Here is a 24,000-nt window from a genome sequence, read left to right as displayed (position 1 = left end):
GGGCCGTCGAGGATGCCGCACTGCACCGTCAGCTCGTCCGGCCCGTCGGGCACGAACTCCTCCAGCCGGGTCCTGCCGTGCCCGGCCGCCCGGCAGGAATGATCGTGCGGAGTAGGGGAGTTCTGTAGATGCCGGTCCGACATTGGCGTGAATCCGTCACGCTTGCGCGGGCCGCTCGCGGACCACGTCCGCGGCGGCCTTGTCGTCGCGCAGCCCCAGGTAGCGGGGGTGCCGGAGCCGGCCCGCCGGGGTCCATTCGGCGAAGGCGATCTGCGCGACCAGTTCGGGGCGCACCCAGTGGGCGCCCTTCTCCCGGACCTCGTCGTGGAACGGCGAGCCCTGCTGCCCGAGCCCGTCGAGGCGGCGGCGCAGCCCGGCCAGTACGGCCGTGGAGAACCCCGTGCCCACCTTGCCCGCGTACCGCAGCCGGCCGTCCTCGAAGTGGCCGAGGAGCAGCGCGCCGAAGCCGGTGCGGCTGCCGGACGGGTCGGTGAAGCCGCCGATGACGAACTCCTGCCCGGTGGTGCACTTGAGCTTGAGCCAGTCCCGGGAACGCCGGTGCACGTACGGGGCGTCGGCGCGCTTGGCCATCAGTCCTTCCCAGCCCCGCGCGCAGGCCTCGGCCAGCAGGGCCCCGGCGTCTCCCGTGCGGTGCGCGGTGAAGCGGAGCGGCGGCCGGAGGGCGAGGACGTCGCGGAGCAGGGCCTTGCGGGTGTGCAGCGGGAGTCCGGTGGTGTCCACGCCGTTCAGGCTGAGCAGGTCGAAGAGGTAGTAGACGACGCGGACCCTGCTAGCCCTCGCCGCGGCGGGGTCGGTGATCTGCATCCGCTGCTGCAGCCGGCCGAAGTCGGTCCGCCCCCGGGACAGGGCGACCACCTCGCCGTCGACCGTGAAGTCGCCGCAGTCCTGCGCCTCCAGGGCGTCGACCAGTTCGGGATAGGCGGTGCCGACCGCCTGCCCGGTCCGCGAGACCAGGCGCACCCGGTCCGCGCGGCGCGAGGCGAGGACACGCACGCCGTCCAGCTTCCGCTCGAAGAGCCAGCCGGCGCCGAACGCCCGGCGCTCGCTCGGCACGGCGAGCATGGGGTGGGCGGTGTCCTGCTCCCGGGCCGGACGCAGCCGGGCGAGCTGTGCGGGGGTGAGCCGGTCGAGGGGCCCGGGCTCCGCCATCGGCATTCGTCCGTCCCGGTCGGGCGGGTGCGTGGTGCTGGACGTCTCCAGCTTCCCGCCCGGAGCGGCGGCCCGCATTCCGGGTCCGCTTCCGGGTTCACGGGAACGGCCGCGCGCCCTCGCCGGGAGGAGGACGAGGAACGCGCGGCCGGTGCGGGTGCGGGGCGCTTCAGCGCCTCACCCGCGGTGCCCACGGCGGCTGGAACCGGGGCTGCTCACTCGTTGACGAGCGTGTTGCCGGTGGAGCTGTTGAGGATGCCGACGACCGAGATGGTGTTGCCGCCGACGTTCGGCGAGACGCGCGGCGCGACCTGGGCGATGTTCCCGGCGACGACGCCCGGGTCCTTGCACGTCGCGGCGTGGGCGCCGTCGGCGGCGGCGCTGGCGGCTCCGGCGCCGATGGCGGCGGCGGCCAGGGCGGTCACGGTGGCGGCGTTGCGGATGCTCATGATGTCTCCATCGTGGAAGGGGGTTTGGCAGAGCAAAAGCTCCGGCAAGAGAGAGTCTTGCTCATGGAAAACCGCTTCCCATACGAGCAGTCGATATGTTCATCCCCTCCGGCGACGGCCGGTCCGGCCTTGACCACTTGTGGGTGCATCCGGCCACGTCAACGGTCTTGAAGGTGACGGGAGTTGCCCGTTCTCCGGGCGGTATCGACCGTCGGCCCCGCCCGGGGTCACCGGCGATTGTCAGACCCCGGTGGCAGAGTCGTGCCCGTGAGATGGGCAGTGGCAGCAGGGACGGGCGGCGAGGGCGTGCGCCTGTGCCCGGTCGACGGCGAAGGACGGGCCGCCGGGCCGGTCGTGGCGGAGCGGAGCCTGGCCGAGGCGGTGCGGGCCCGGCCCGAGGCCGACCGGTGGGTGTGGCGCGCCACGCGGGAGGTCTACGGGCGGCTGCTCGCCGAGGGCGTCCGCGTGGACCGGTGCTACGACGTGGAGGCCGCCGAGGCCCTGCTCACCGGCCACGAGGAGGGCCAGGCGGGCCAGCCGCGCTCGCTGGCCGCCGGCTGGGCGCGGCTGCACGGGCTGCCCGTGCCGGAGGATCCGCCCGTGCGCACGGCCGACACCCAGCCCTCGCTGTTCGAGCCCGGCCCGGTGCCCCTGCCGCCGGGCACCGACGAGCTGCACGCGCTGCTCGAGGTGTACGCGGCCCAGCTCGCCCGCACGGAGCGCACCGCACACCCGGGCAGGATGCGGCTGCTGACCGCCGCGGAGTCGGCAGGCATGCTCGTCGCCGCCGAGATGGGACGCACCGGGGTGCCCTGGCGCGCGGACGTGCACCGCGAGCTGCTCACGTCCCTGCTGGGCGAGCGCTATCCGGGCGGCCAGGAGACCCGGCGCCTGGCCGAACTGGCCGAAGAGGTCTCCCGGGCGTTCGGCGAGCGCGTCCGGCCCGACCTGGCGGCCGACATCGTCCGGGCCTTCGCGCGCCAGGGCATCGCCCTCACCTCCACCCGGGCCTGGGAGCTGCAGGGCATCGACCACCCCGCCGTCCCAGCGCTCCTGGAGTACAAGAAGCTCTACCGCGTGCACACGGCCCACGGCTGGTCCTGGCTGCAGACCTGGGTGCGCGACGGCCGCTTCCGCCCCGAGTACCTGCCCGGCGGCACGGTCTCCGGCCGCTGGACGGCCAACGGCGGCGGTGCCCTGCAGATCCCCCGCGTGATCCGGCGCGCGGTCGTGGCCGACCCCGGCTGGTGCCTGGTCGTTTCCGACGCCGACCAGATGGAGCCGCGCGTGCTGGCCGCGATCTCCCGCGACCCCGGCCTGATGGAAGTGGCCGGCAGCGGCCGGGATCTGTACGCGGACCTCGCCGAGCGCGCCTTCTCCGGCGACCGCGACCGGGCCAAGCTCGCCATGCTCGGCGCGATCTACGGACAGACCTCCGGCGACGGCCTCAAGCATCTGGCCGACCTGCGCCGCCGCTTCCCGCGGGCCGTCGCCTACGTCGACGACGCGGCGCGCGCCGGCGAGGAGGGCCGCCTGGTGCGCACCTGGCTCGGCCGCACCTGCCCGCCCTCCTCCACCACGGTGGACGACGAGGCGGGCATCCCCCAGGACGAGCCGTCCGCCGCCCCCGGCAGCACGGCGGGCGCCCGGGCCCGCGGACGGTTCACGCGCAACTTCGTGGTCCAGGGCAGCGCCGCCGACTGGGCGCTGATCATGCTGGCCGCGGTACGGCAGGCGATCGCCGGACTGCGGGCGGAGCTGGTGTTCTTCCAACACGACGAGGTCATCGTCCACTGCCCGCAGGAGGAGGCGGAGGCCGTCGCGGAGGCCATCCGCGCAGCGGGCGACCTCGCCGGCCGGACGGCCTTCGGCGAGACGCCCGTGCGCTTCCCGTTCTCGACGGCTGTGGTGCAGTGCTACGCGGACGCGAAGGGGTAGGGCAGACGCGGCTCGCCCCGAAGCCGTGATCCACCTCGCCGTGCCAGCCGGTCCCGGCCATGACCGCTGAGGCATAGGCCCACGTTATGAGCTCATCGGCCCATGGCGACTACCTGTGGCATGCGCCGAGGCGGATGGTGTGAGACGCAAGCTGTCGGTCGATGAAGCAAGGACATCATGTACACCCTCCTCTTCCTCCTCATCTCTCTGTGCGTCCTGGCGGTGCTCCGCGACTGGCCTCGCAGGAGGCGGCTGGTGCTGTGGGCGGGGACTCTGGTCGCGGCGCTGATCGCGTTCGTCCCGCACGTCATCAACCACGCCTACCACCTGGCCGTTTGATCCTCGGAGGAGGAACGTTTCCATGACCACCACGGCAATCACCACACGTTCTGCCCGCCTGTCCAACCGCTTGGGCCTGTGGTTCGCCCACGCCTACGTGCTGGGGATGTGCGGCGTGCTGGGCGGCGCCTACTTCTTCCAGTTCGGACTGTGGGAGTACCCCTGCCCGATGTGTCTGCTGCAGCGCATGTTCTTCCTGCTCAGCGCTCTGGGACCGGCCTACGTCATCGCCCGTTCCCGCAAGGGGCCGGTGACCACGCGCGAGTTCGCCTCCGGATGGGGCTGGGCCATCGTCGCCGCCATCTGCGGCAGCGTCGTCTCCGCAGCTCAGGTGCTGATGCACATCGTGCCGCCGGACCCTGGCTACGCCGGCGCCCTGTTCGGACTGCACCTGTACACCTGGGCTCTGGTGAGCTTCGTCCTGGCCGTACTGGCCGGCGGAACCGCCCTGGTGCTGAGCCAGGAGGCCGAGCCGCTGGACGCCGCCGCTGCCTCTCCCGCACTGCGCAAGGCCAGTGCCATCACTCCGACCCTGCTGACTGTCTTCGCCGTCAGCAACCTCGTGGCCTGCTTCTTCATCCAGGGGTTCCACTTCCGGATGACCGGTGATCCCACCGGCTACCAGTTCTTCACCGACCTCGGTTTCTGAGGGATCGCACAGATAGCCTGAACCGTGGATGCTGTTCGTTCCCGGAACGTCAGGAGTGGTCTTGCCTTCCCGCTTATCTGCTCAGCCCGCTGTCCGGCATCAGGGAGAGTACGGAGTGGACGCTCCGTACGTCCCTGCCTTCTACGGCGCCGTGGGCATCGTGCTGCTGGCCGGGGGCATCGTCTCCTTGGCCATGGACAGGCCGGCACTTGCAGCCTGGGTGCTCTTCTTCGGCTGCTTCGCGCTCATTGCCGCGGGCCTCTACATGTACGCGACACGGCGCGGCAAGTTCGCCGTCTGGGAGAGGCTTCTCGACGAACTGGCGCTGCGCGGTGACGAGAACGTCGTCGACCTGGGCTGCGGGCGGGGCGCGGTGCTCCTGGCGGCGGCCCGCCGGCTCCCCGAAGGCCGGGCGCACGGCGTCGACTTGTGGCGCAGTCAGGATCAGAGCGGCAACGATCCTGCTGTCACCGAGCGCAATGCACGGGCGGAGGGCGTGGCCGACCGCGTCGAGCTCCACACTGCCGACATGGCCCGACTCCCCTTCGAGAGCGGCATGTTCGATGCCGTGGTGAGCAGCATGGCGATCCACAACATCTCGGACGGGGTCGGCCGCACCGCAGCGATCGAGGAGGCGGCGCGGGTGCTCAGGCCCGGCGGTCGCCTGGTGATCGCCGACATCCGCAACACGCGTCAGTACCGCGCCGATATGGAACGGCTGGGACTGCGCGACGTCACTCGCCGAGGAGTGGGGGCGCGGATGTGGTGTACCGGGCCGTGGGTGCCGACCACGGTCGTGTCCGGCACCAAGCCGTTGTGATCACCCCCACGAACATGAATTCACTGTGAAACAGCTCAGTAGTCCCCGGTAGTCCTCAGTAGTCCTTGGGAATGGCCGAGTTGAGCACCGGTCGCAGTTCGGCCAGATTGTCCGTCCGCAGTTCGGCGGCGGCGTCCGGGGCGTAGTGCGCGGCGATGCTGCGGAAACCGTCCAGCGTCTCCTCGTCCATGACCGCAGCGCCGGGGCTTGCCACCGGCAGGGTCAGATAGCTGCGGACCCGGCCGAGGTCATGTGCGTGCCGGCTCATGTCCACGGCATACCGGTTGACCATCATGCGCATCTCCGGATCGCGGTGCGAGGTCTCGTTCGCCAGTGCTTCGAACCCCAGGTTCAGGAAATGGTCCGGGTGGTCGAGCAGCGTGCGGTGGGCCGCCGAGCCCCGCCATCCGGGGCGCTTCCAGTTGGAGTTGCCCGGAATCTCGTTCTTCGCGGGGAACCCGCGGTACTCCGACGACGGGAAGGTCTCCAGCAGCAGACCGCAGAGCATGCGCGTCTCGGCGAGCGTCTCCTCCGTCTCCTCGGGGATGCCGAACACGTAGAGGATCTCCGGGACGAACCGGTTCTCCTCCATGTGCTGGAAGGCCGTGATCAGGTCGGAGCGCAGCGTGTCGGCGTGCTTGCGCATGGCCCGCAGCACCGCGACGGACGCCGCGCCGTCGGCGCCGAAGCCGAACCGGTCGAACCCTGCGCGCAGTACGAGGTCGCGGACCTGCTCCGAGCGCATCGCGGCGTTGTAGGAGTCGGCGCGGGTCAGGGCGTGCAGACCGATGCGGATCCCCGGGTACCGCTCCTCGACCTCGATGACCGCCTCCAGCTGGGCGGTGAGCAGCCCGAGGTTGCCGCCCGGGAGGCCCTGCTGGAAGAAGTCCAGCGAGGTGCAGTAGAGGTACAGCGACGACAGGCCGAGGCGTTCCGCGATCCGGCAGGCGTTCTCCAGATGGGCGCGGACGTTGAAGAACGACTCGCGCTGCTGGATCTGTGCCCCGCAGAAACTGCACCCGAACAGGCAGCCCTGGCTGAACGGCAGGGTCAGTTCATGGGTGAGGTAGGTGCGCAGGTCGTCCTCGGGGAGGCGGCCGAGCTGGTGGCGCAGGTCGATGTCCATGGCGCCGGGGACCGCGGACAGCCACCGCCGGTCCGTCTGGTGCGCCCCGGGGAAGATCCGCTCGAACTCCTCGGGGGAGAGCCGTTCCACCCCCTGACCGCCGACGTGCACCCGGTGGGCGGGCAGTTCGCGCTCGACCGTGAGGTGGCGGTGGACCTGGGCCGCCGGGCTGATGTTCTGCGCGCCCATGACGGCGATGCCGAACGCGTCGTAGTCCTCCAGGTTCTCGGCGCTGCGCAGGTCGTGGAGCTGGCAGTCGAACAGGACGGGTTCGGCGAGGCCCTGCCTCTCCAGCAATTCGGCCGCGTACAGCGGCGCAACGGGCAGGAAGGGAAGCCGGTCCGGGGAGAACGGGGTGCCGGCGCCGAGGTAGTCGTCGTGCACATAGGGCGGATGGATCATCAGAATTCGACCGGTGGGGACGTGTGCATCGTCCGGTGAAAGGGCCGGTGCAGACAGAAGCAGTTGGGTTGCCGAAGAAGCCATGTGTCTTCCCCCGTGCGGTGCCGATGCTTGAAGAACCCGAAATGGACGATGAGTTCTCATTTCCGGGATCGCGTGCAATGTCGCACTCATCGATCGTCCGCACCAAAGAGCGGGTGTGTACAGCAACCTTCCGGCCAAAGAGGGCAATGCGGCAGCGTTCAGAATTTCGGAACAACCGGCTCGGGCAGCCCATCGGTCCAGGCCTTGAGCACGGACACCGCCTCCGCCCGGACCGGGCCGTCCACGGGCACGCCCCGCAGGGTGCGGTCCGTGCTGTCCAGCGTCAGCTCGCGGTAGAGCCGCAGGTCCTCGAAGCCGTGCGCCGCCACGTCGCGGCTGTCCGCCGCGTACACCACCCGCGGAATGCGCGCCCAATAGCAGGCGGTGAGGCACATCGGGCACGGCTCGCTGCTGGTGTACATCACCCCGTCCGCGAGGATGTGCCGCTCCAGCGCCGCACCCGCCGCCCGCAGGGCCATGACCTCGGCGTGCGCGGTGGGGTCGTGCAGCTTGACGACCGAGCTGCTGCCCTCGCCCACGACGGCGCCGCCGACGACGACGAGTGCTCCGAACGGGGTGATGCCGGGCGCTTCCAGCGCGCGCCGGGAGATGGCGACGGCGCGCTGCAGGAAGGCGACGTCGGCGGGGCTGATGTCGGTCAAGGCCGTTCTCCTCACAGTGGTTCCCGATCCCCCCGGCCGTCGAGGCGGCGTGCGACGCACGCGGCGATGGCGGGGACCACCGCCGTCATCTCCGGGCGCCACCCCGGGACGGCGTTGACCTCGCAGATCGTGTACGTGTCCGCCGGGGCGAACAGCAGGTCCACGCCGGCGACGGCGAGCCCCATGGTGCGGGCGGCCCGGACGGCCAGGGCCTCGGCCTGCGGATAGCGGCCCAGGCACAGGGTGGCCCGGCCGCCCCGGCCGAGGTTCGAGGCGAGGACGCCGTTGCGGGAGGCGCGTACCTCCGCGGCGACGGGTTCGCCGTCGACCACCACCACGCGCAGGTCGCGGCCGTGCGAGGCCGCCACGTGTTCCTGGAAGAGGAGGGGAACGTCCTGGGCGAGACTGCCGGCCACGTCGTGCAGCAGATGCGTATCGGGCGCGAGAAAGACCCGCCTGCCCCGGTGGCCGATGACGGACTTGACCACGCACGGCGCGTCGATACCGGGTGTGCGCACCACGCCCTCCAGCGGGGCGGTGGCGTAGGAGAGGGTGTCGGGCACCGGCAGCCCGGCCAGGGCGAGTTCCTGGAGCTGCCAGACCTTGTTGCGGCACACGAGGTGCGCGTCCAGCGGGTTGAGGAGCACGGTCCCCATGCGCTCCAGGTGCCGCAGCAGCGAGACCTCGCGGTCGTGGTGCATCGAGCCGGGCAGCTGGCGCACGCACGCCACCTTCGGGGCGGGGACGTCCAGGCCGCTCAAGGTGCGCAGTGTCAACCGCCCGTCGTGGACGCCGATGACGAGCTCGTCGGTGTGCCAGACGGCGAACCGGTCGCCGTGAACCGCTCTGAGTGCGTCGGCCAGTTGCTCGCTCGTCCGCATGAGCGGCATCGGGTGCTCCCGCACCAGCAGCCACACGTCGGCAGGCGTTTGTACCGCCGCATGCTCCATACGTCTTCTCTCCCCTTCCGCGACCGGCACCGGCTGGCAGCCTATCCCCGCTCCGCACGGCCTACCTGCACGGCGCCCGGTACTCCTGCCGCGGCACGTGCTGCTTCCACTGATCCGGCGTCAGGGTGCCGCGGCTCGCGTCACAGATCCGCCGCACGGAGCGTTCCAGGTCCAGGTCCCACAGCCGCGCCGTGTTGTCCGCGCTGGCCGTCGCCATATGCCGGCCGTCGGGGCTGAAGACGACCGTCCGCACCGAGGCCGTGTGTCCGGTGGCGAGCTGCCGCGACGGCACGCCGTCCGCCGGGTGGGAGACGTCCCACAGCCGCACGGTGGTGTCGTTGCCGCTGCTGGCGAGCGTCCGCCCGTCGGGGCTGAACGCCAGGGACAGCACGGGCTCGCGGTGGCCGGGCAGGGGGGAGCCCAGGGGCTTGGGGTGCTCCGGGTCCCGCACGTTCCACAGGCGGATCGCCTTGTCGTTCCCGGCGGTTGCGAGGACGTGCCCGTCCGGGCTGAAGGCCGCCGCTCGGACGTCCGCGGTGTGGCCGGTCAGCGGGTCGCAGAGCAGCTCCGGGTGCGTGGGGTCGTCGACGTCCCACAGACGGACGGTGCGGTCGCTGCTCGCGGTGGCGAGCGTGCTCGCGTCGGGGCTGAAGGCGATGGCGTTGATATAGCCCGTGTGGCCGGTGAGCGGAGGGCCGACGGGGGTCGGGTGCGCGGGGTCGTCGATGTTCCACAGCTGCAGGCTCTGGTCGTCGGAACCCGTGACCAGCACATGGCCGTTCGGGCTGAACGCGAGCGGGCCGGAGTAACGCGTGTGCAGCGTGAGCGGCTTGCCCAGCGGTGTGGGGGAGGAGGGGTCGGAGACGTTCCACAGCCGCGCCGTGCCGTCCTCGCCTGAGGTGGCGAGGATGCGGCCGTTGGGGTGCCATGCGGCGCCGCTCAGGTAGTTGGTGTGGCCGGTGAGGGGCCGGCCGGCGGGTTTGGGGCGGTCGGGGTCGGCGGTGTCCCACAGGCGAGCGGTCCTGTCGTCGCTCGCGGTCACGAGCAGATGCCCGTCGGGGCTGAACGCCGCACCGGCCACGTTGGCCGTGTGGCCCACCAGGGTGTCGGCGGGCAGGGACCACAGCAGGGCCGTGCCGTCGTCGCTCCCGGTGGCGAGGCTGTGCCCGTCCGGGCTGAAGACCGCGGTGAACATGCCGCCGCCGCTGCCCGCCAGCGGCTGCCCGAACTGCAGGATCCGCCGCGGGTCGGCCACGTTCCACAGCCGCGTGGTGCCGTCGGCCCCGGCGGAGGCCAGCAGCAGGCCGTCCGGGCCGAAGTTCACCGACCACACGGGAGCGGCGTGGGCGATGAGGGCGGTGCCGAGGGGAGCGATGTGCGCGGGGTCGCCGGTGTCCCACAGCCTGATGGACTTGTCGTCGCTCCCCGTGGCCAGGACGCGCCCGTCCGGGCTGAAGGCCACCGAGTGCACGGTCCCGGTGTGGCCGGTGAGCGGCGGGCCCAGTCGCTCGGGGCGGGCGGGGTCGGAGATGTTCCAGACGAGGACGGTGTCGTCGTCGCCGCCCGCCGCGAGCAGCCGCCCGTCCCGGCTGATCGCCACCGAACGCACCTGTGCCGTATGGCCGGTGAGGGGCTCGCCCAGCGGTTTGGGACGGAGCCGGTCGCTCAGGTCCCACAGCCGTACCGTGCGGTCCTCGTCCGCGGTGGCGAGGACGTGCCCGTCGGGGCTGAACGCCACCAGGTAGACGGTGCCGTTGCCGCCCATGAGGGGGCTGCCCAGCGGGGTGGGGTGCGCGGGGTCGGCCACGTTCCACAGCCGGACCGAGCGGTCGTCCCCGGCGGAGGCCAGGGTCTTCCCGTCGGGGCTGAACACGGCCGAGGTCAGCCAGCTGGAATGGCCGGTCAGCGGCGGACCGAGGGGCTTGGGGCCGGCCGGGTCGCGCAGGTCCCACAGCCGGACCGTGCGGTCGTAGCTCGCGGTGGCGAGGGTGTGCCCGTCCGGGCTGAACGACGTCAGATACACCGCACCGCTGTGGCCGCGCAGCGGGGTGGCGAGCGGCATGTTGGCCGTGGAGATCAGGGTGTCGTCGACGTTCTGGTCCTCCGGGCGCATCCGGTGGGCCGCCAGGGCCAGTTGGGCCGAGAGCGACGGGTCGGACATCCGTGTCCGGTCCGCCTCGGCCACCACGGAGCGGAACTCGGCGTCCGCGCGCTGCTGCACGGCGTCGCTGCGCTGCCAGATGGCCACGGCGGTGGAGATCAGCGCCAGCGCCAGCAGGGTGCTGAGTGCGGCGATGGCCCGCTGCGCGCGGCGCACGCGCCGCTGGTCGGCGGTGATGCCGGCCTGGAGGAAGGCGGACTCCAGCTCGTTGAGCGCGCCGGCCCGGTCCCGTGCCCAGGACCGGGCGGTGGCGAGCTGGGTGCCCCGGTACAGGGCGCCGGGGTCGCGGCCGAGGTCCTCCCAGGTGCGGGCGGCGGTGGTGAGGCGGCGGTGGGTGCGCAGGGCGTCGCGGTCGTCGGTGAGCCAGCGGCGCAGCCGGGGCCAGGCGCGGATGACGGCCTCGTGGGCCACCTCGACGGTGGCGCCGTCCAGGACGACGAGCCGGGCGGCGGCCAGGCGGTGCAGCAGGGCGTCGAGGACCTCGGGACCGGCGAGCCCCCGCAGTTCGCCGCGGTCCACCCGGCGCCGGGTGTCCTCGGTACCCTCGCCCAGGGCGGTCAGGCGGACGAACAGGGCCTGCAGGACCTCCTGTTGCTCCTCGGGAGCGGTGGTGTAGAGGTGCTCGGCGGTCTGGGCGACGGCCCCCTGCATGCCGCCGCTGGCCCGGTAGTCCGCCAGCCGCAGCACCCGGCCGCCGCGGCGCTGCCAGACCTCGCGCATCGCGTGGGCCACCAGCGGCAGGGCCCCGGGCTGGCCGGCGGCCTCGGCCACCACGGCCTCGGTCAGCCCGGCCTCCGTACTCACCCCGGCCGCGGCGGCCGGCCCGGTGATGATCTCCCGCAGCTCCTCCCGGGACGGCGGGCCGACGGGCATCTGCACCCCCGAGCGCAGGGCGGCGACCAGGTCCGCGTGGGAGAAGCAGGATGCGTAGAAGTCGGCGCGCACCGCCAGGACCGTACGGATCCGCGGGGTGCCGGCGTGCGCCAGCCCGGCCAACGCGCCGAGGAACGCGGCGCGTTCGCCCTCGTCCTCGCAGAGAATGAAGACCTCCTCGAACTGGTCGACGACGAGCACCACGCGCTCGTCCTCCGGCCGGGACGCCAGCCAGGTGCCCAGTGCCAGGCCCAGCGCCGCGGGGTCCTCGGCGAGCCGGCGGTGCAGCGGTTCGGGGGAGCCGCCCACCACGGAGGCCACCGCCGAGGCCAGGGCCGCCAGGGGACGGGCCCCGGGCACCAGCAGCACCGGGTGCCGCTGCGGGCCGAGCCCCGGCAGCAGCCCGGCGCGCAGCAGCGAGGACTTCCCGCAGCCCGAGGCCCCGAACACGGCCACCAGCGGCCCCTGTTCGACGTGCAGCTGCAACTCTTTGACCAGCTCCGTCCGGCCGAAGTAGACGTCGGCGTCCTGCGGCGCGAAGGCCGTCAGCCCCGGATACGGGCACCGTGCGTCCTTCTCCTGCGCGCCCTGCCCGTCGCCGCCGTCCTCGGGGAGCGCGGCCGAGGCGGCCCGCCACCGGGCCTCCCACTCCACCGCGTCGCCCCCGCACGCCTGCGCGTACGCCAGGACCACCGGCAGCGAGGGCAGCTTCTCCCCCTTGGCCGCCTCCGCCAGCGTGCTGACCGAGTAGTGGGCCCGCCGCGCCAGGACGCGGTAGCTCGGTTTCCCGGCCCGTTCGCGCAACTGCCGCAGCTCCCACGCCAGGTGCTCCACCGGTCCCGCGTCCGGGTCGACGGGGCGCTCCGGACGGCCCAGCCGTGCCCGGCCCGCCCTGCCCGAGTCCGTCATGTCGCCGCCTCCGCCATGGCCCCGGAGGGGGCCTGTCCGTACGACCTGAAACTTTGTCCGAGTTGTTTGTCCAGCGTGAACTGGGCTTTCGGACAACTCCCCACTGCCCCATGGTGGAGTGAGCCGACACCGGGGGCAAAGGGCATCGGAGGGATGCCGTACGGGGGTTGTTGCCCGGTGCATCGGACGCCAGGCGTGCGGCGGGCGGCTGCACGGCACTGGCCGGGGCTCACCCGTGCCGTCGCGGGGGGCGGCATGGGTGAGCCCGCTCCCGGCCGCGGCGGCACGGGTGCCCCGTTTTCCAGGTTTTCCAGGTTTTCCGGCAGGGCCGGAATCGGGGCGGTTCCCGTTCGCGGCCGGGGTGCGTACGGGGCAGGATCCTGCGGGTCGGACCGAGAGGCAGGAGCCCCAATGATCTTCATCGCCGTCAAGTTCACCGTCCGCCCCGAGCGCAGCGCCGAGTGGCTGGATCTGGTCGAGGACTTCACCCGTGCCACCCGCAACGAGCCGGGCAACCTCTTCTACGAGTGGTCCAGGAGCGTGGACGAACCGCACCAGTTCGTGCTGCTGGAGGGCTTCGAGAACGCCGAGGCGGGCGAGGTGCACGTGAACTCCGAGCACTTCAGGACCGCGATGGCCTGGATGCCGGACGTGGTCGCGAGCACCCCGCAGATCATCAACGTCGAGGTGCCGGGCACGTCCTGGTCGGCGATGGCGGAGCTGACGCCCCGCGCCTGACGCGGCGGGTCAGGAGACGCGCTTCAGGGTCCAGGTGTTCGGCTGGAAGCTCGGGTTGAGGAAGGCCTGGCAGCCGCTGCTGTAGTACGTGCTCACCTGGGTCCACCCAGCGGGCGGGTAAGTGGTGGCACAGGCGTTGACGGTGCTGCCGACCGGCAGCCCGGTCAGCTGCTTGACCATCTTGACGTTGGGGCTCATGGACGCGCCGCACGAGGCGCTGATGCCCCAGTTGACGTCGACCCAGCCCGCAGGGGTGAGCGTGCTGCCGCACAGGGTCATCGTGTCGCCGGGGGCCGCCTGGGCGGGGCCCGCCGTGACGGTGGCGGCAAGCGCCGTGCCCAGCAGCACCAGACCGGCGGCGCGGAATCTTCGCATGGATCCTCCTGAAAGGGCGCCGCAGTCCTCGACCCCGGCGCATGATCGTGATCGTCGAGGCCACTCAAGGGGAACCGCGGGGCCGGAGGGAGAGGTTTTCCGGCCTACTCGACCGCGGCTCGGCAGCGCCCCGAAGGGGCGCGGGGAACTGCGCGAACAGCCACGACGGTGCCGCAGCCGATCGACCACCCGTCGCGGCACTTCCAGCGGAGCGGACCGCTCAGCCGGCCGGGCGCGGTGCCCGGCCCGTGGCCCACGGGCCGCCGGCCAGCAGCAGGTCCAGGCCGAGCCCGGTGAGCGAGTGGTGCACGGTGTTGCCCGAGCGCCGGCTGATCACCAGGCCCGCCTGCCGCAACGCCGTCGCATGCTGGCTGGCCGAGGCGTCGGACACCCCGATGCGCCGGGCCAGTTCGCGCGTCCCGCACCCGTGCGTCAGCTCGTACAGCACCTGCGCACGCGTCCGCCCGAGCAGCGTGACCAGCGGATCCGGCACGGCCGTCCCGCGGGCCTCCTCGCCCGTCCAGCCGCTGCGCCGGGCGATGGGGTACACCACCACCGGAGTGACCCCGGGCTCCCGCAGAGTGATCGGCATCCCCCAGCAGAAGAAGGACGGGACGAGGATCAGCCCCCGCCCCTCCAGGTGCAGGTCCTGCGACCGCGGGTACGCCAGCACCAGCACGGGCGGCTCCCACCGCGCCCCCGGATGCAGCCCGGCCAGCAACTGCTCCGTACCGCCTTCCGCCAGCGCCGCGACGCGCACGGCGCGGTCGGCCGCGATCTGCTCCTGGACGTGGTGCCAGTAGGGAGCGAGCGCGATGCGGTGATAGGAGTGCAGCGCGTGGCCCAGGAAACCGAGCGTCCGCGGGTCGCCCTCGGAGAGGAGCGCGAGACGGCCCGACGCCGGCCGCCGCGCGGCGGCCAGGCGGCCGACGTCCCGCTGCAGGTGCGGGCGCGGCGTGGACAGGACCGTGTCGACGGCGGACTCCATGTCGCCCGATCCGGCGGTGGGCGTGAGGAAGTCCGCGGAGTAGCCCACGGGCGGCGCCAAATCCCCCAGAAGAAGGGCTTGTTCCTTCAGATGTGCGGAGATTCCGGGGCGCACGGCCCGGCGCCACCGCGCGAAGTCCGCCGACGCCGGGGTCACTTGCGCCGCGCTGCGGTCCTGGACCATATGGATACTGAGCAACGCCTCCCACAGCACGTCCGGCCCGCTCGCGATGCGCGTCCTGGCCAAATCCTCACCGGTGAAGTGGATCCGCAGCACCGTTCATCCGTCCTCCCACGTTCCCGCACCGGGAACTTCCTGCTGCTGAGCACTCAGACGCCGCCGCCACTCACAGAGGTTGCGCGGCACCGGGCGGATGACCCTTTCGGGTGGCCGGTACCGTGAACACTCCTGTGACGAGAGGATGCTCATGGGCGACAACAAGCAGCGCATGCTGGCCGGTGACTGGTACCTCCCCGACGACCCCGAGCTGCGCACCGACACCGAACGGCGCATCGCGCTCTGCGCGGCCTACAACGCGGCGGCCACGGCCACCCCGGCCGAGCGCGCGAAGATCCTCGGACAACTGCTCGGATCCGTCGGCGCCATGGTACGGATCCGCCCGCCCTTCCACTGCGACTTCGGCTACCACATCAGCATCGGCACCGGCACGTTCGTCAACTTCGGCGCGGTCTTCCTCGACGCGGCACCGATCACCATCGGCGAGGACGTGCAGATCGGCCCGAACGTCCAGCTGCTGACCCCCACGCACCCGCTCGACGCCGAACGCCGCCGGGCCGGCTGGGAGAAGGCCGAACCGGTGACCGTCGGGGACAACGTCTGGCTCGGCGGCGGGGTCGTCGTGTGCCCCGGCGTGACCATCGGCGCGGACACGGTGGTGGGCGCCGGTGCCGTTGTCACCAAGGACCTGCCGCCCGGAGTCCTGGCCGTCGGCAACCCGGCCCGCGTCGTCAGGGCCCTGGAACCGCAGGACCGCTGAACACCGCGCATGCGCACCGCTCCGCTGGTGGGCCGCCCTGCGCCGTGATAGGCAACGAGCAGAACGGACGGAAGGCGGCCCACCCGTGGCGATCACAGTGGCATTGGCCGGCGACACCATGCTGGGCCGCAGCGTGGCGGAGCAGCTGGACCTCGCGCCGCGCCCGGAGACCATCCTGTCCGACGAGGTCAGAGCCGCGGTCGCCGAGGCCGACCTGTGCGTCCTGAACCTGGAGTGCTGCGTCTCCGGCCGGGGCGAGCCCTGGCCGGCTCCGGGCAAGCCGTTCTTCTTCCGCGCCCCGCCGGACGCCGCGGAGGTCCTGGCGGAGCTCGGCGTGGACTGCGTGACGCTCGCCAACAACCATGCGCTGGACTTCGGGTACGACGCCCTGGCGGACACCACGGAGCTGCTGGCCCGGGCCGGCGTGCGCACGGTGGGCGCGGGCCCGGACGCGGCCGCCGCCCGCGCGTACACCGTGCTGGAGGCGGGCGGCGTCCGGCTGGCGGTGGTCGGCGTGACCGACCACCCGGACGACTACGCCGCCGAGGCCGACCGCGCGGGAGTCTCCTTCGCGGACCTGCGCCGGGGCGTCCCAGGGTGGCTCACCGACCTCGTGCGGCGGGCGTCCGAGGAGGCGGACGTCGTGCTGGTCACCCCGCACTGGGGGCCCAACATGACCTCCCGGCCGCCGCCCCACGTACGGGACGCGGTACCGGTGCTGCAGCGGGCCGGGGCGACGCTGATCGCCGGGCACTCCGCGCACGTCTTCCACGGCGTCGCCGACCGCGTGATCTACGACATGGGCGACTTCGTCGACGACTACGCCGTCGACTCCCGGCTGCGCAACGACCTCGGCCTGCTGTTCCTCGTGACCCTGGACGGCCCCGACCCTGCCTCCCACCGGCCGGTGCGCCTGGAGGCGCTGCCGCTGTACCTGGACTACTGCCGCACGGTGCCGGCGACCGGCGGGGCCTGGGAGCGGGTCCGTGACCGATTCACCCGCGCCTGTGCCGAGTTCGGGACGCCCGTCACCGTCGAGGGGGAACGGCTGACCGTGGACTGGAGCCGCTGACCGGCTGACCGGTCCTCCGTTCCCGTACCGCCCCGTACGAGGGACACAGCGCATGCACGGGGACGGGCGAGGGCAAGGGCAAAGGTGAAGTGTCCAGACCGATCACCGGATAAATCACCGGATAAGAGGTAGTTCATGCGCCGTACTGCTGTCATGACTCTCGGTGCCGCCGCACTCCTCGGTCTCCTCTCCGGCCCGTCCCGTGCGACGGGCGAGGACGAGCCGCGCGCCCGTCCGTTCACGATCGACGACGGGCGCGCGGCGTCACTGCTGTTGAAGGGGAAGCTCGGGCCGAAGCCCGACGCTGCGACCTGAACTCCCCTGCACGGGGCCTACATCGGCGCCTTGATGGACGTCGGGGTCACGTTGGTGCAGTCCACCGCGGAGCGCAGCGCCTTCGCGATCTTCACGGCGTCGTCCACGGCCCACAAGTGGGTGAAGAACAGCCGGGGTTCGTCCGTCAGCCCGTGATTGTGGAGCTCGACGATCTCGATCCCGCCCTTCCGCAGCGCCTTGAGGACGTCGTGGACCTCCTCCGCGATCATGGCGAAGTCGCCGTTGAGCGCGGCCCGGCCGTGGCCGAGGGGCTGGAAGTTGAACGCCGAGGTCGCTCCGGAGCCTGCCGGAAGGAGCAGGCCGTCGTCGCTGATCCGCTCCCGGCGGGCGAAGACGCACTTGTAGATGCCCTGGTCGTTGGAGCCCTTGGCGCCGAGCGCCCGGTCGATTCCCGCGGTGTCCAGGTCGACGGGCGGCGGCGTCTTCGACGGTGGCACCGCGGCCGGAGTGCCGGTGCACTCCAGCGCCTCGCGCAGGCCGGCGGCGAGCGCCGCCGCGTCCTTGCTGTGCCCGTGGACGTGCGTCCACCACATGTCCGGGGTGTGGGCGAGCAGGTGCTTGTGGATGGCCGTCTGCCGGATCCCGTGCGCATGCATGGTGTCGAGCATGCGCTGCAGTTCCTCCTCGGTGGAGACGATGTCGCCCATCATCAGCGTGCTGCCGTCGGAGTAGCGGATGAAGGCCGCGTGCGAGCCGAGGGCGAGCCCGGCGGTGACCTCGACGTCACGGGAGACGACGTGCAGGTCGGTGCGGCCGAAGCCGGTCCGGAAGACCATCTTGCGCATCAGGCTGCCCCCGCGGCCCAGCGCCTTGGCGACCCCCTTCCAGTCCGCCTCGGTGGTGGTGACCGGTTCGAGCAGTGCCGCGCCCGCCGCGCTCCGTACCGGGGGCGGCAGGGCATGGGCGGTATGCGCCCCCACTCCCGCCAGCACGGGTGCCGCCGCGGCTGCGGCCAGGATGTTTCTCCTGGCTATGGCCGATCGTGTGCCGGTCTCCTGCTCTTGCTCTGCGGTCATCAAATGCACCTCCACCACCAGATCGAAGCACGGCCGGACCGGGGCCCCGGGGTCGAAGAGGGCCATCCGGGCTAGGGGCCGAGCGGCCTGGTGAGAACGACGGACACCTGTTTGGGCTAATTCGGGCGCCCGGGTACGTCCCGGGGCAGGGTGGTGGGTATCCATGCGACATCCGGCCCTGGCCTGCCGGACGACCGCTCAGCCCCGTATCCCCGTATCCCGCACCCTCGCCCGGAGCACTGGAACTGGAGTACCCGCAATGGAACCCGGCGCCACCGTATGGACCTGCCCCTTCGACTTCGCCGACGCCCTCGAATTCGACCCGCAGCTCAGGCGGCTGATGACGGAAGAGCCCGTCTCCCGCATCCGCATGCCCTACGGCGACGGCGAAGCCTGGCTCGTCACCGGCTACGAGGACGTGCGCACGGTCACCACGGACCGCCGCTTCAGCCGCAGTGCCGTCGTCGGCCGGGACTACCCGCGCATGACGCCCGAGCCGATCATCCAGGCCGAGGCGATCAATGTGATGGACCCGCCGGCCAGCAGCCGCCTGCGCAGCCTGATCGCCAAGGGCTTCGCGCCGCAGCACGTGGACCGTATGCGCGAGCGCACCCAGCACGTCGTCGACACCCTGCTGGACGGCCTGGAGGCGAGCGGCTCCCCGGCCGACCTCGTGCAGCACATGACGTCGCCGCTGCCCATGACGACGATCTGCGAGGTCCTGGACATCCCCGAGGCGGAGCGGCCCCAACTGCGCTCCCACGCCTGGACGATGATGCGCATCGGGGCCAGCGGCCGTGAGGACGCGAAGCGCTCCAAGGCCGAACTGCGCTCCTATTTCGCCGAGTTGACGGCCGAACGGCGGGCCAATCCCGCCGACGACCTGATCAGCACCCTGGCCCAGGCCCGCGACGGGGACGAGATCCTCGACGACCAGGAGCTGACCGTCATGGCCATGGTCCTGCTCATCACGGGCCAGGACACCACCTCCTACGAGCTGGGCAACATCTCCTACACCCTGCTCAGCCGCCCCGAGCTGCTGGCGCGGCTGCGCGAGCAGCCGGACACGCTGCCGCAGGCGATCGAGGAGCTGCTGCGCTACATCCCGTTCCGCAAGGGCGTCGGGATCCCGCGCGTGGCCATGGAGGACGTGGTGCTGAGCGGGGTGAAGATCAGGGCCGGCGACATCGTGCACGTCTCCTACCTGACGGCCAACCGCGATGCCGGCAAGTTCGACCGGCCCGACGAGCTGGACCTCGACCGGCCGAAGCCGGCACACATGACCTTCGGCTGGGGCTCGCACCACTGCCTCGGCGCCCCGCTCGCCGCCATGGAGCTCCAGGTGGCGTTCAGCACGCTGATCAAGCGCTTCCCCGGCCTCGAACTGGCGGTGCCGCCCGCCGAGGTGACGTGGAACACGAACTCGATCTGGCGCTATCCCCTGGAGCTGCCCGTCACCTGGTGACGGTGGAGCGGGCTCAGCCGCTGCCGTCGCCGAAGGCCCTGCGCGCCGCGCGCCGCCAGCGGTTGGCGGGCAGGGCCGGGCGTAAAGCCGCCAGGGCCCCGCAGTACTTGGTGAAGACCGCCGGCCGTACGCCGTAGGAGTGCAACAGCAGGTCCGCCTCGGTGAGATGGCCGGCGGTCTTCGTCTCGACGAGGACGAGGCCCCCGTCGCACTGCACCGTCCGCTGCGCGCGCAGGTCGTGGCAGACCAGCCCGGCGTCGCAGGTGATGCGCTCGCCGTCGGCCACCAGGGTCGCGCGCAGATAGTCGGTGGTGAGCGAAGGGGCCAGCGCCGTGGGGGAGTCGATGCCGTAGGCGTGGTGCAGGGTGTCGGCGAGGAAGGTGCGGTGGCCGGTGTCGAGCGGGGTGGCGGCGCCGGTGAGCGGGCGGCGGTGCTTGACGGTGTCGCCGCGGCGCCCCTTGAGCTTGATCTCGAACTGCCGCTCCCCGGAGTCCTCGTACACCCGCTCGCGGATCTTGAAGCGGAGCCGGCGGCCCTGGCGGTGGTCGTGGAAGGAGCGGAGGCCGGGGGTGTCGTAGTAGACGGAGTGGTAGCGGAAGGCGCGCCTGCCGTCGATCGTCAGCGCCCGGAAGGGTCCGCCGGGGCGGTGCGGGTCCGTCAGCCGCTCGGCCAGCCGCAGGAAGATCTCGGCGGGGACGAGGTAGCTGTTGTCGAAGCGGGCCAGGAGCTCGGCCCGTTCGTTGAGTTCGGCGAGGGTGATGGGTTCGGCGGCGTGTGCGGCGGTGCGGATGCCGTGGACGGCGGCCGGCTCGGGGCGGGTCTGCGCGACGGTGGTCACACGGTCTCCCAGGCGGGCGTCGTGCGGCGCGCGGGTTCGGTGGAGGTGCGGGTACCGGGAGTGTCCTGCTGCGGGAGGGGCTCGCGGTAGCGGACGTCGACGACGGTCAGGTCGCGGACGAAGTCGACTTCCATGACCGTCCAGTGCAGCGGCTCGCCCAGCCGCCGGGCGAGGTCGGCGCGCAGTGCGGCAGGGTCGTCGTGGACGGTGTCCAGGGTGACCAGGCTGCGGCGGGAGCGGGCCAGGAGGCGGGGGTGGTCGGCCACGTAGACCACCAGCAGCAGGACGGCGCCGAGGCCTGCGGTCAGGGCGAACTCGAGGTGCGGCAGCCCGCAGAGGAGACCGAGCACCAGCGTGGTGAAGTAGTACGCGACCTCTTCGTGCTGCACGGCGTCGGAGCGGAGCCGGACGATCGAGAGCACGCCGAACAGGCCGAGGCCCAGCGCCGTGCCGCTGCGGCCGCCGACGGCGGCGAACGCGGAGACGACGGTGAACAGGCCGACGTTCAGGGCGAGATAGGCCGGCACGAGGTCGCGGCGCCGGTGCCGCGGGTAGTAGATGCCGAAGGTCAGCAGGCAGACGGCCGCGAGATCCAGTCCCAGGTGGGCGGCGAGGTGCCGCAGAGCGTCCATTGAAGTGAGCCCCCTCTTGTGCGTTCGCTGAGTGACGGAACGAGCACAGACGATAGGGAAACTTCCGGTGAACATGTGTTTGCCTGTGGAGAAACGTTGCTCCCCCTTAACGCAATCGGAGGCCGGGTGTCCGGAACGCTGCACCACCTGTCGCACGAGGCACTCTTGCCGCAGTGCGTCACATGACGGTATCGGCCGCCGGACCTGGGGGGACGGGTCGCGAGCGCCCGTCCGCGTGCAGGAGAGCCGCCGCCGCGGCGGCCGCGGCGAGGAGGCCTGCCGCGAGCCAGAAGGCGTGCCGGGCGCCCGCGAGCGAACCGGCCCCCGGCGCACCGGAGGACAGGGCGCGGAAGAAGACCGAGCCGAGGAGGGCGATGCCGAGGGTGCCGCCGAACTGCTGGACGGCGTTGAGCAGTCCGGCCGCCGACCCCGTCTCGTGCGGACGGACGCGGGACAGGGCGGCCGCGAAGAACGGGACGGTGAAGAGCCCGTTCCCTGCTCCGCCCACGGCCAGCGCCGCGAGCAGCGGCCACGGGTAACAGCCGGGCCGGGCGGCGTGGTAGGCGGCGAGCGCGCAGAGCAGCCCCGCCAGCAGCACGGCGAGCCCGGCGAACATCACCCGCGAGCCGTGCCGCGGCACCAGGTGCGCCCCTGCTGTCCAGGAGGCGGCGGCCAGCGCGCAGGACCACGGCAGCAGGCTCAGCCCGGCGGCCAGCACGCCACTGCCCAGGCCCAGTTGCAGCTGCAGCACCACGACCGACGTCAGGCCGTTGACCACGGCGAAGAACAATGCCGAGGCAACCAGCGCGGCGGGGAAGCCCCGGCCGCGGAACAACGACGGCTCGACCAGGGGACTGCGGCCCGTCCGGGCGCTGCGCTGCTGCTGCAGTGCGAACAGCACGAGCACCAGCGTGCCGGCGAACAGCTCGGCCGAGCTCCGGGCCGGCAGGCCGGCCGCACCGCCGGCGATGAGGGGATGGACGACGAGTACCGTGCCCAGGACCGCAAGTCCCGTGCCGGGCAGGTCCGGACGCGGCCGCTGCGCCGCCCGGTCCTCGCGCAGCAGCGGGGCCGCGGCCAGGACGGCGGCGGCGAGGGGCACATTGACGAGGAACGCGGCCCGCCACGACGAGCCGCACAGGTCGGCGTGCGTCAGCACGGAGCCGAGGACGGGACCGCACACCGCGGCCAGACCCATGACCGGCCCGATCGAGCCCAGGGCGCGGGCCAGTTCGGGCCCCGCGAACATCGCCTTGATCAGCCCGAAGGTCTGCGGGACGACCAGCGCGGCCGCCGTGCCCTGGACAGCCCGCGCGGCGAGCAGCACGCCCGTCGACGGCGCGAGGGCGCAGGCCACCGACGCCAGGGCGAAGGCGGCCGTGCCTGCCGTGAACACCCGCTTGCGGCCGAGCGCGTCACCGAGCCGGCCGCCCGTGATCAGCAGTGCGGCGAACGGAAGGGTATAGGCGGCGCTGACCCACTGGACGACGGAGTCGGCCCCGCCGAGGTCGGCGCGGATCACGGGAGCCGCGACCTGAACGACCGTGGCGTCCAGCAGGTTCATCGCCTCGGCGGTCAACAGCGCGGCCAGTGCGGCCCATCGCCACCGCCGGTCCGTCACCGTGGTTGCCGCATGCTCCCTCACGTGCATTGCTTTCCTTGCCCTTCCCGGTCGTCCGTGCGCCCCGCGGCGCGAACCCCAGCCTGGGCGGCCGGTATTGCCGTTTCCAGTCAGGCCGGGATCCTGGATGATTTCTTCCATCGGTGACGACGTAGCGAGGAAAAGTGCTCATGCTCGACGACCTGGACCGCGCTCTGGTCCACGCCCTGCACATCGACGGCCGGGCACCCTTCAGCCGTATCGCCGAGGTGCTCGGCGTCTCCACGCAGACCGTGGCGCGCCGTTACCGGAGGCTGCGCACCGAGGCAGGGCTGCGCGTGGTCGGGCTGCCCGATCCGCACCGGGCCGGGCAGGCCCAGTGGACCCTCCGGCTCACCACCGCCCCGGCGGCCACCGAGCACCTGGCCCATGCGCTGGCCCGGCGGCCCGACACCTCGTGGGTCAAGCTGACGTCGGGCGGCACGGAGGTCTTCGCCGTCGTCCACGCCCCGCACGACGCGGAGTTCTCCCGCACACTGCTGCTGCACGACATACCCCGCAAGGCGGGCATCACCGCGGTCTCCGCCCACTGCATGCTCCACACCTACCTCGGCGGCCCTGCCGCATGGCGAGGACGCCTCGAAGCCCTCACCGCCGAGCAGCAGGACCGGCTCGCACCGGAGAGCACGCCCCCGGGCGGCGACGGGCCGCCGCTGACGCAGGCCGACCGCGACCTGATCGGCGCCCTGCGCCACGACGGCCGGGCCGGGCATGCCGAACTCGCCGCCGCCACCGGCCGGTCCCAGGCCACGGTGGCCCGCATGCTGGCCGAACTGCGCGCCCACGGCACGCTGTTCTTCGACGTGGAGATCGAGCCGCGCGCCCTCGGGGCCGGCACCCAGGCCCTGCTCTGGATGTCCGTCCCGCCCGCCCACCTCGACGCCGTCGCCGGGGCCCTGGCCGGGCACCGTGAACTCGCGGTCGTCGCCGCCACCACCGGCCCCACCAACCTCCTGGCCCACGCCCTGTGTTCGGACCCGGCCGACCTGCACCGCTACCTCACCCGCCGCCTCGGCGCACTCGAGGAGATCCACACCCTGGAGACCGCCCCCGTCGTCCACACCCTCAAGGCGGCGGGCACCCTCGTCCCCGCAGCCCGCGGGCCCCGCGCGCGGTGACGGCGGAAAAGCCTCCACCGCGCATGGCGGAAAGGCGCTCTGGCGCCCGGCGTCCGTCCCGGCCAGGGTGGTGCCGGACCAGGGGGTGTCCGATGGGTCAGCACGGGCCCTGCGGCTCCCCCAGCTACCGCTGGGGGTGCCCCCAGTACGGCGCCTCGCTGCGTTGTCGCATCACCCAAGGACGCCCAGTCCGAGGGCGATGCTCCCCCAGCTACCGCTGGGAGGTGCCCCCA

At 72.4% G+C, this 24,000-nt stretch carries 22 protein-coding genes; 10 read left to right on the top strand and 12 right to left on the bottom strand.

Translation table 11 applies throughout. The annotated features are described in order from the left end of the window. Positions 1-156 precede the first annotated feature (156 nt). A complete protein-coding gene (ligD, locus tag ACWD4B_RS22070; RefSeq protein ID WP_451422329.1) occupies positions 157-1,170 on the bottom strand; it encodes a non-homologous end-joining DNA ligase in 1,014 nt (337 codons plus the stop codon). A 215-nt stretch (positions 1,171-1,385) separates the two neighbouring features. Next, positions 1,386-1,619, bottom strand: coding sequence for a chaplin (locus ACWD4B_RS22065; protein WP_336417178.1), 234 nt, complete (start codon positions 1,617-1,619; stop codon positions 1,386-1,388). 261 nt (positions 1,620-1,880) lie between these two features. Between ACWD4B_RS22065 and ACWD4B_RS22060 the strand changes: the two genes are divergently transcribed. From ACWD4B_RS22060 to ACWD4B_RS22045, 4 genes are all read left to right on the top strand, one after another. Beyond that, positions 1,881-3,557 (top strand): bifunctional 3'-5' exonuclease/DNA polymerase, encoded by a 1,677-nt coding sequence (locus ACWD4B_RS22060; RefSeq protein WP_451422328.1) that lies wholly within the window; start codon positions 1,881-1,883, stop codon positions 3,555-3,557. A gap of 177 nt (positions 3,558-3,734) precedes the next feature. Continuing rightward, entirely contained in the window at positions 3,735-3,896 is a 162-nt protein-coding gene (locus tag ACWD4B_RS22055) for a hypothetical protein (protein ID WP_336417180.1), read from the top strand. A gap of 22 nt (positions 3,897-3,918) precedes the next feature. Next, positions 3,919-4,545: a disulfide bond formation protein B gene (locus ACWD4B_RS22050; protein WP_451422327.1), complete on the top strand. Its 627-nt coding sequence runs from the start codon at positions 3,919-3,921 to the stop codon at positions 4,543-4,545. Between the two features lie 115 nt (positions 4,546-4,660). Next, positions 4,661-5,365, top strand: coding sequence for a class I SAM-dependent methyltransferase (locus ACWD4B_RS22045; RefSeq protein ID WP_451422326.1), 705 nt, complete (start codon positions 4,661-4,663; stop codon positions 5,363-5,365). Between the two features lie 55 nt (positions 5,366-5,420). Here the strand turns inward: ACWD4B_RS22045 and ACWD4B_RS22040 are convergent, their stop codons facing one another. The 4 genes from ACWD4B_RS22040 to ACWD4B_RS22025 form a co-directional block, all read right to left on the bottom strand. Then, positions 5,421-6,893, bottom strand: coding sequence for a hypothetical protein (locus ACWD4B_RS22040; protein ID WP_451422325.1), 1,473 nt, complete (start codon positions 6,891-6,893; stop codon positions 5,421-5,423). A 242-nt stretch (positions 6,894-7,135) separates the two neighbouring features. Continuing rightward, on the bottom strand, positions 7,136-7,639 hold the full coding sequence (locus tag ACWD4B_RS22035) for a nucleoside deaminase (RefSeq protein ID WP_451422324.1): 504 nt from the start codon (positions 7,637-7,639) through the stop codon (positions 7,136-7,138). Between the two features lie 11 nt (positions 7,640-7,650). Further along, complete coding sequence (locus tag ACWD4B_RS22030) at positions 7,651-8,589, bottom strand: RimK family alpha-L-glutamate ligase (protein WP_451422323.1); 939 nt, start codon at positions 8,587-8,589, stop codon at positions 7,651-7,653. 61 nt (positions 8,590-8,650) lie between these two features. Continuing rightward, the gene (locus ACWD4B_RS22025) at positions 8,651-12,532 is read right to left on the bottom strand and encodes an nSTAND1 domain-containing NTPase (protein ID WP_451422322.1); all 3,882 of its coding nucleotides are present in this window, start codon (positions 12,530-12,532) and stop codon (positions 8,651-8,653) included. A gap of 411 nt (positions 12,533-12,943) precedes the next feature. Here ACWD4B_RS22025 and ACWD4B_RS22020 point away from each other — a divergent pair, with 411 nt between their 5' ends. After that, on the top strand, positions 12,944-13,270 hold the full coding sequence (locus ACWD4B_RS22020; RefSeq protein WP_451422321.1) for a putative quinol monooxygenase: 327 nt from the start codon (positions 12,944-12,946) through the stop codon (positions 13,268-13,270). Between the two features lie 9 nt (positions 13,271-13,279). Here the strand turns inward: ACWD4B_RS22020 and ACWD4B_RS22015 are convergent, their stop codons facing one another. Beyond that, entirely contained in the window at positions 13,280-13,645 is a 366-nt protein-coding gene (locus tag ACWD4B_RS22015; RefSeq protein WP_414170275.1) for a hypothetical protein, read from the bottom strand. A gap of 220 nt (positions 13,646-13,865) precedes the next feature. Further along, positions 13,866-14,909, bottom strand: a complete 1,044-nt coding sequence (locus ACWD4B_RS22010; RefSeq protein WP_451422320.1) for an ArsR/SmtB family transcription factor — start codon at positions 14,907-14,909, stop codon at positions 13,866-13,868. Between the two features lie 151 nt (positions 14,910-15,060). Between ACWD4B_RS22010 and ACWD4B_RS22005 the strand changes: the two genes are divergently transcribed. From ACWD4B_RS22005 to ACWD4B_RS21995, 3 genes are all read left to right on the top strand, one after another. After that, a complete protein-coding gene (locus tag ACWD4B_RS22005; RefSeq protein WP_336417190.1) occupies positions 15,061-15,630 on the top strand; it encodes a sugar O-acetyltransferase in 570 nt (189 codons plus the stop codon). 85 nt (positions 15,631-15,715) lie between these two features. Next, positions 15,716-16,702 carry a CapA family protein gene (locus tag ACWD4B_RS22000; RefSeq protein WP_451422319.1) on the top strand — a complete coding sequence of 329 codons (987 nt, stop codon included), beginning with the start codon at positions 15,716-15,718 and terminating at the stop codon, positions 16,700-16,702. A gap of 153 nt (positions 16,703-16,855) precedes the next feature. Further along, positions 16,856-17,017 carry a hypothetical protein gene (locus ACWD4B_RS21995; RefSeq protein WP_451422318.1) on the top strand — a complete coding sequence of 54 codons (162 nt, stop codon included), beginning with the start codon at positions 16,856-16,858 and terminating at the stop codon, positions 17,015-17,017. 17 nt (positions 17,018-17,034) lie between these two features. Here ACWD4B_RS21995 and ACWD4B_RS21990 read toward each other — a convergent pair whose 3' ends face one another. Next, entirely contained in the window at positions 17,035-18,054 is a 1,020-nt protein-coding gene (locus ACWD4B_RS21990) for a DUF1259 domain-containing protein (protein WP_451422317.1), read from the bottom strand. Positions 18,055-18,313: 259 nt separating this feature from the next. On the opposite strand from ACWD4B_RS21990, the gene ACWD4B_RS21985 reads away from it, so the two are divergent. Further along, the gene (locus ACWD4B_RS21985) at positions 18,314-19,519 is read left to right on the top strand and encodes a cytochrome P450 (RefSeq protein ID WP_451422316.1); all 1,206 of its coding nucleotides are present in this window, start codon (positions 18,314-18,316) and stop codon (positions 19,517-19,519) included. Positions 19,520-19,532: 13 nt separating this feature from the next. Here the strand turns inward: ACWD4B_RS21985 and ACWD4B_RS21980 are convergent, their stop codons facing one another. The 3 genes from ACWD4B_RS21980 to ACWD4B_RS21970 all read right to left on the bottom strand — a co-directional run bounded on the left by ACWD4B_RS21980 (position 19,533) and on the right by ACWD4B_RS21970 (position 22,634). Next, positions 19,533-20,357 carry a polyphosphate polymerase domain-containing protein gene (locus ACWD4B_RS21980; protein ID WP_451422315.1) on the bottom strand — a complete coding sequence of 275 codons (825 nt, stop codon included), beginning with the start codon at positions 20,355-20,357 and terminating at the stop codon, positions 19,533-19,535. Further along, positions 20,354-20,989, bottom strand: coding sequence for a DUF4956 domain-containing protein (locus tag ACWD4B_RS21975; RefSeq protein WP_451422314.1), 636 nt, complete (start codon positions 20,987-20,989; stop codon positions 20,354-20,356). The genes ACWD4B_RS21980 and ACWD4B_RS21975 overlap by 4 nt, the downstream gene beginning before the upstream one ends. 178 nt (positions 20,990-21,167) lie before the next feature. After that, positions 21,168-22,634 carry an MFS transporter gene (locus tag ACWD4B_RS21970; protein ID WP_451422313.1) on the bottom strand — a complete coding sequence of 489 codons (1,467 nt, stop codon included), beginning with the start codon at positions 22,632-22,634 and terminating at the stop codon, positions 21,168-21,170. Between the two features lie 146 nt (positions 22,635-22,780). Here ACWD4B_RS21970 and ACWD4B_RS21965 point away from each other — a divergent pair, with 146 nt between their 5' ends. Continuing rightward, on the top strand, positions 22,781-23,767 hold the full coding sequence (locus ACWD4B_RS21965; RefSeq protein ID WP_451422312.1) for an Lrp/AsnC family transcriptional regulator: 987 nt from the start codon (positions 22,781-22,783) through the stop codon (positions 23,765-23,767). Positions 23,768-24,000: the final 233 nt, after the last annotated feature.

Source organism: Streptomyces sp. NPDC002536, from assembly GCF_053594995.1.
This window is presented reverse-complemented; position numbering and strand designations above follow the sequence as displayed.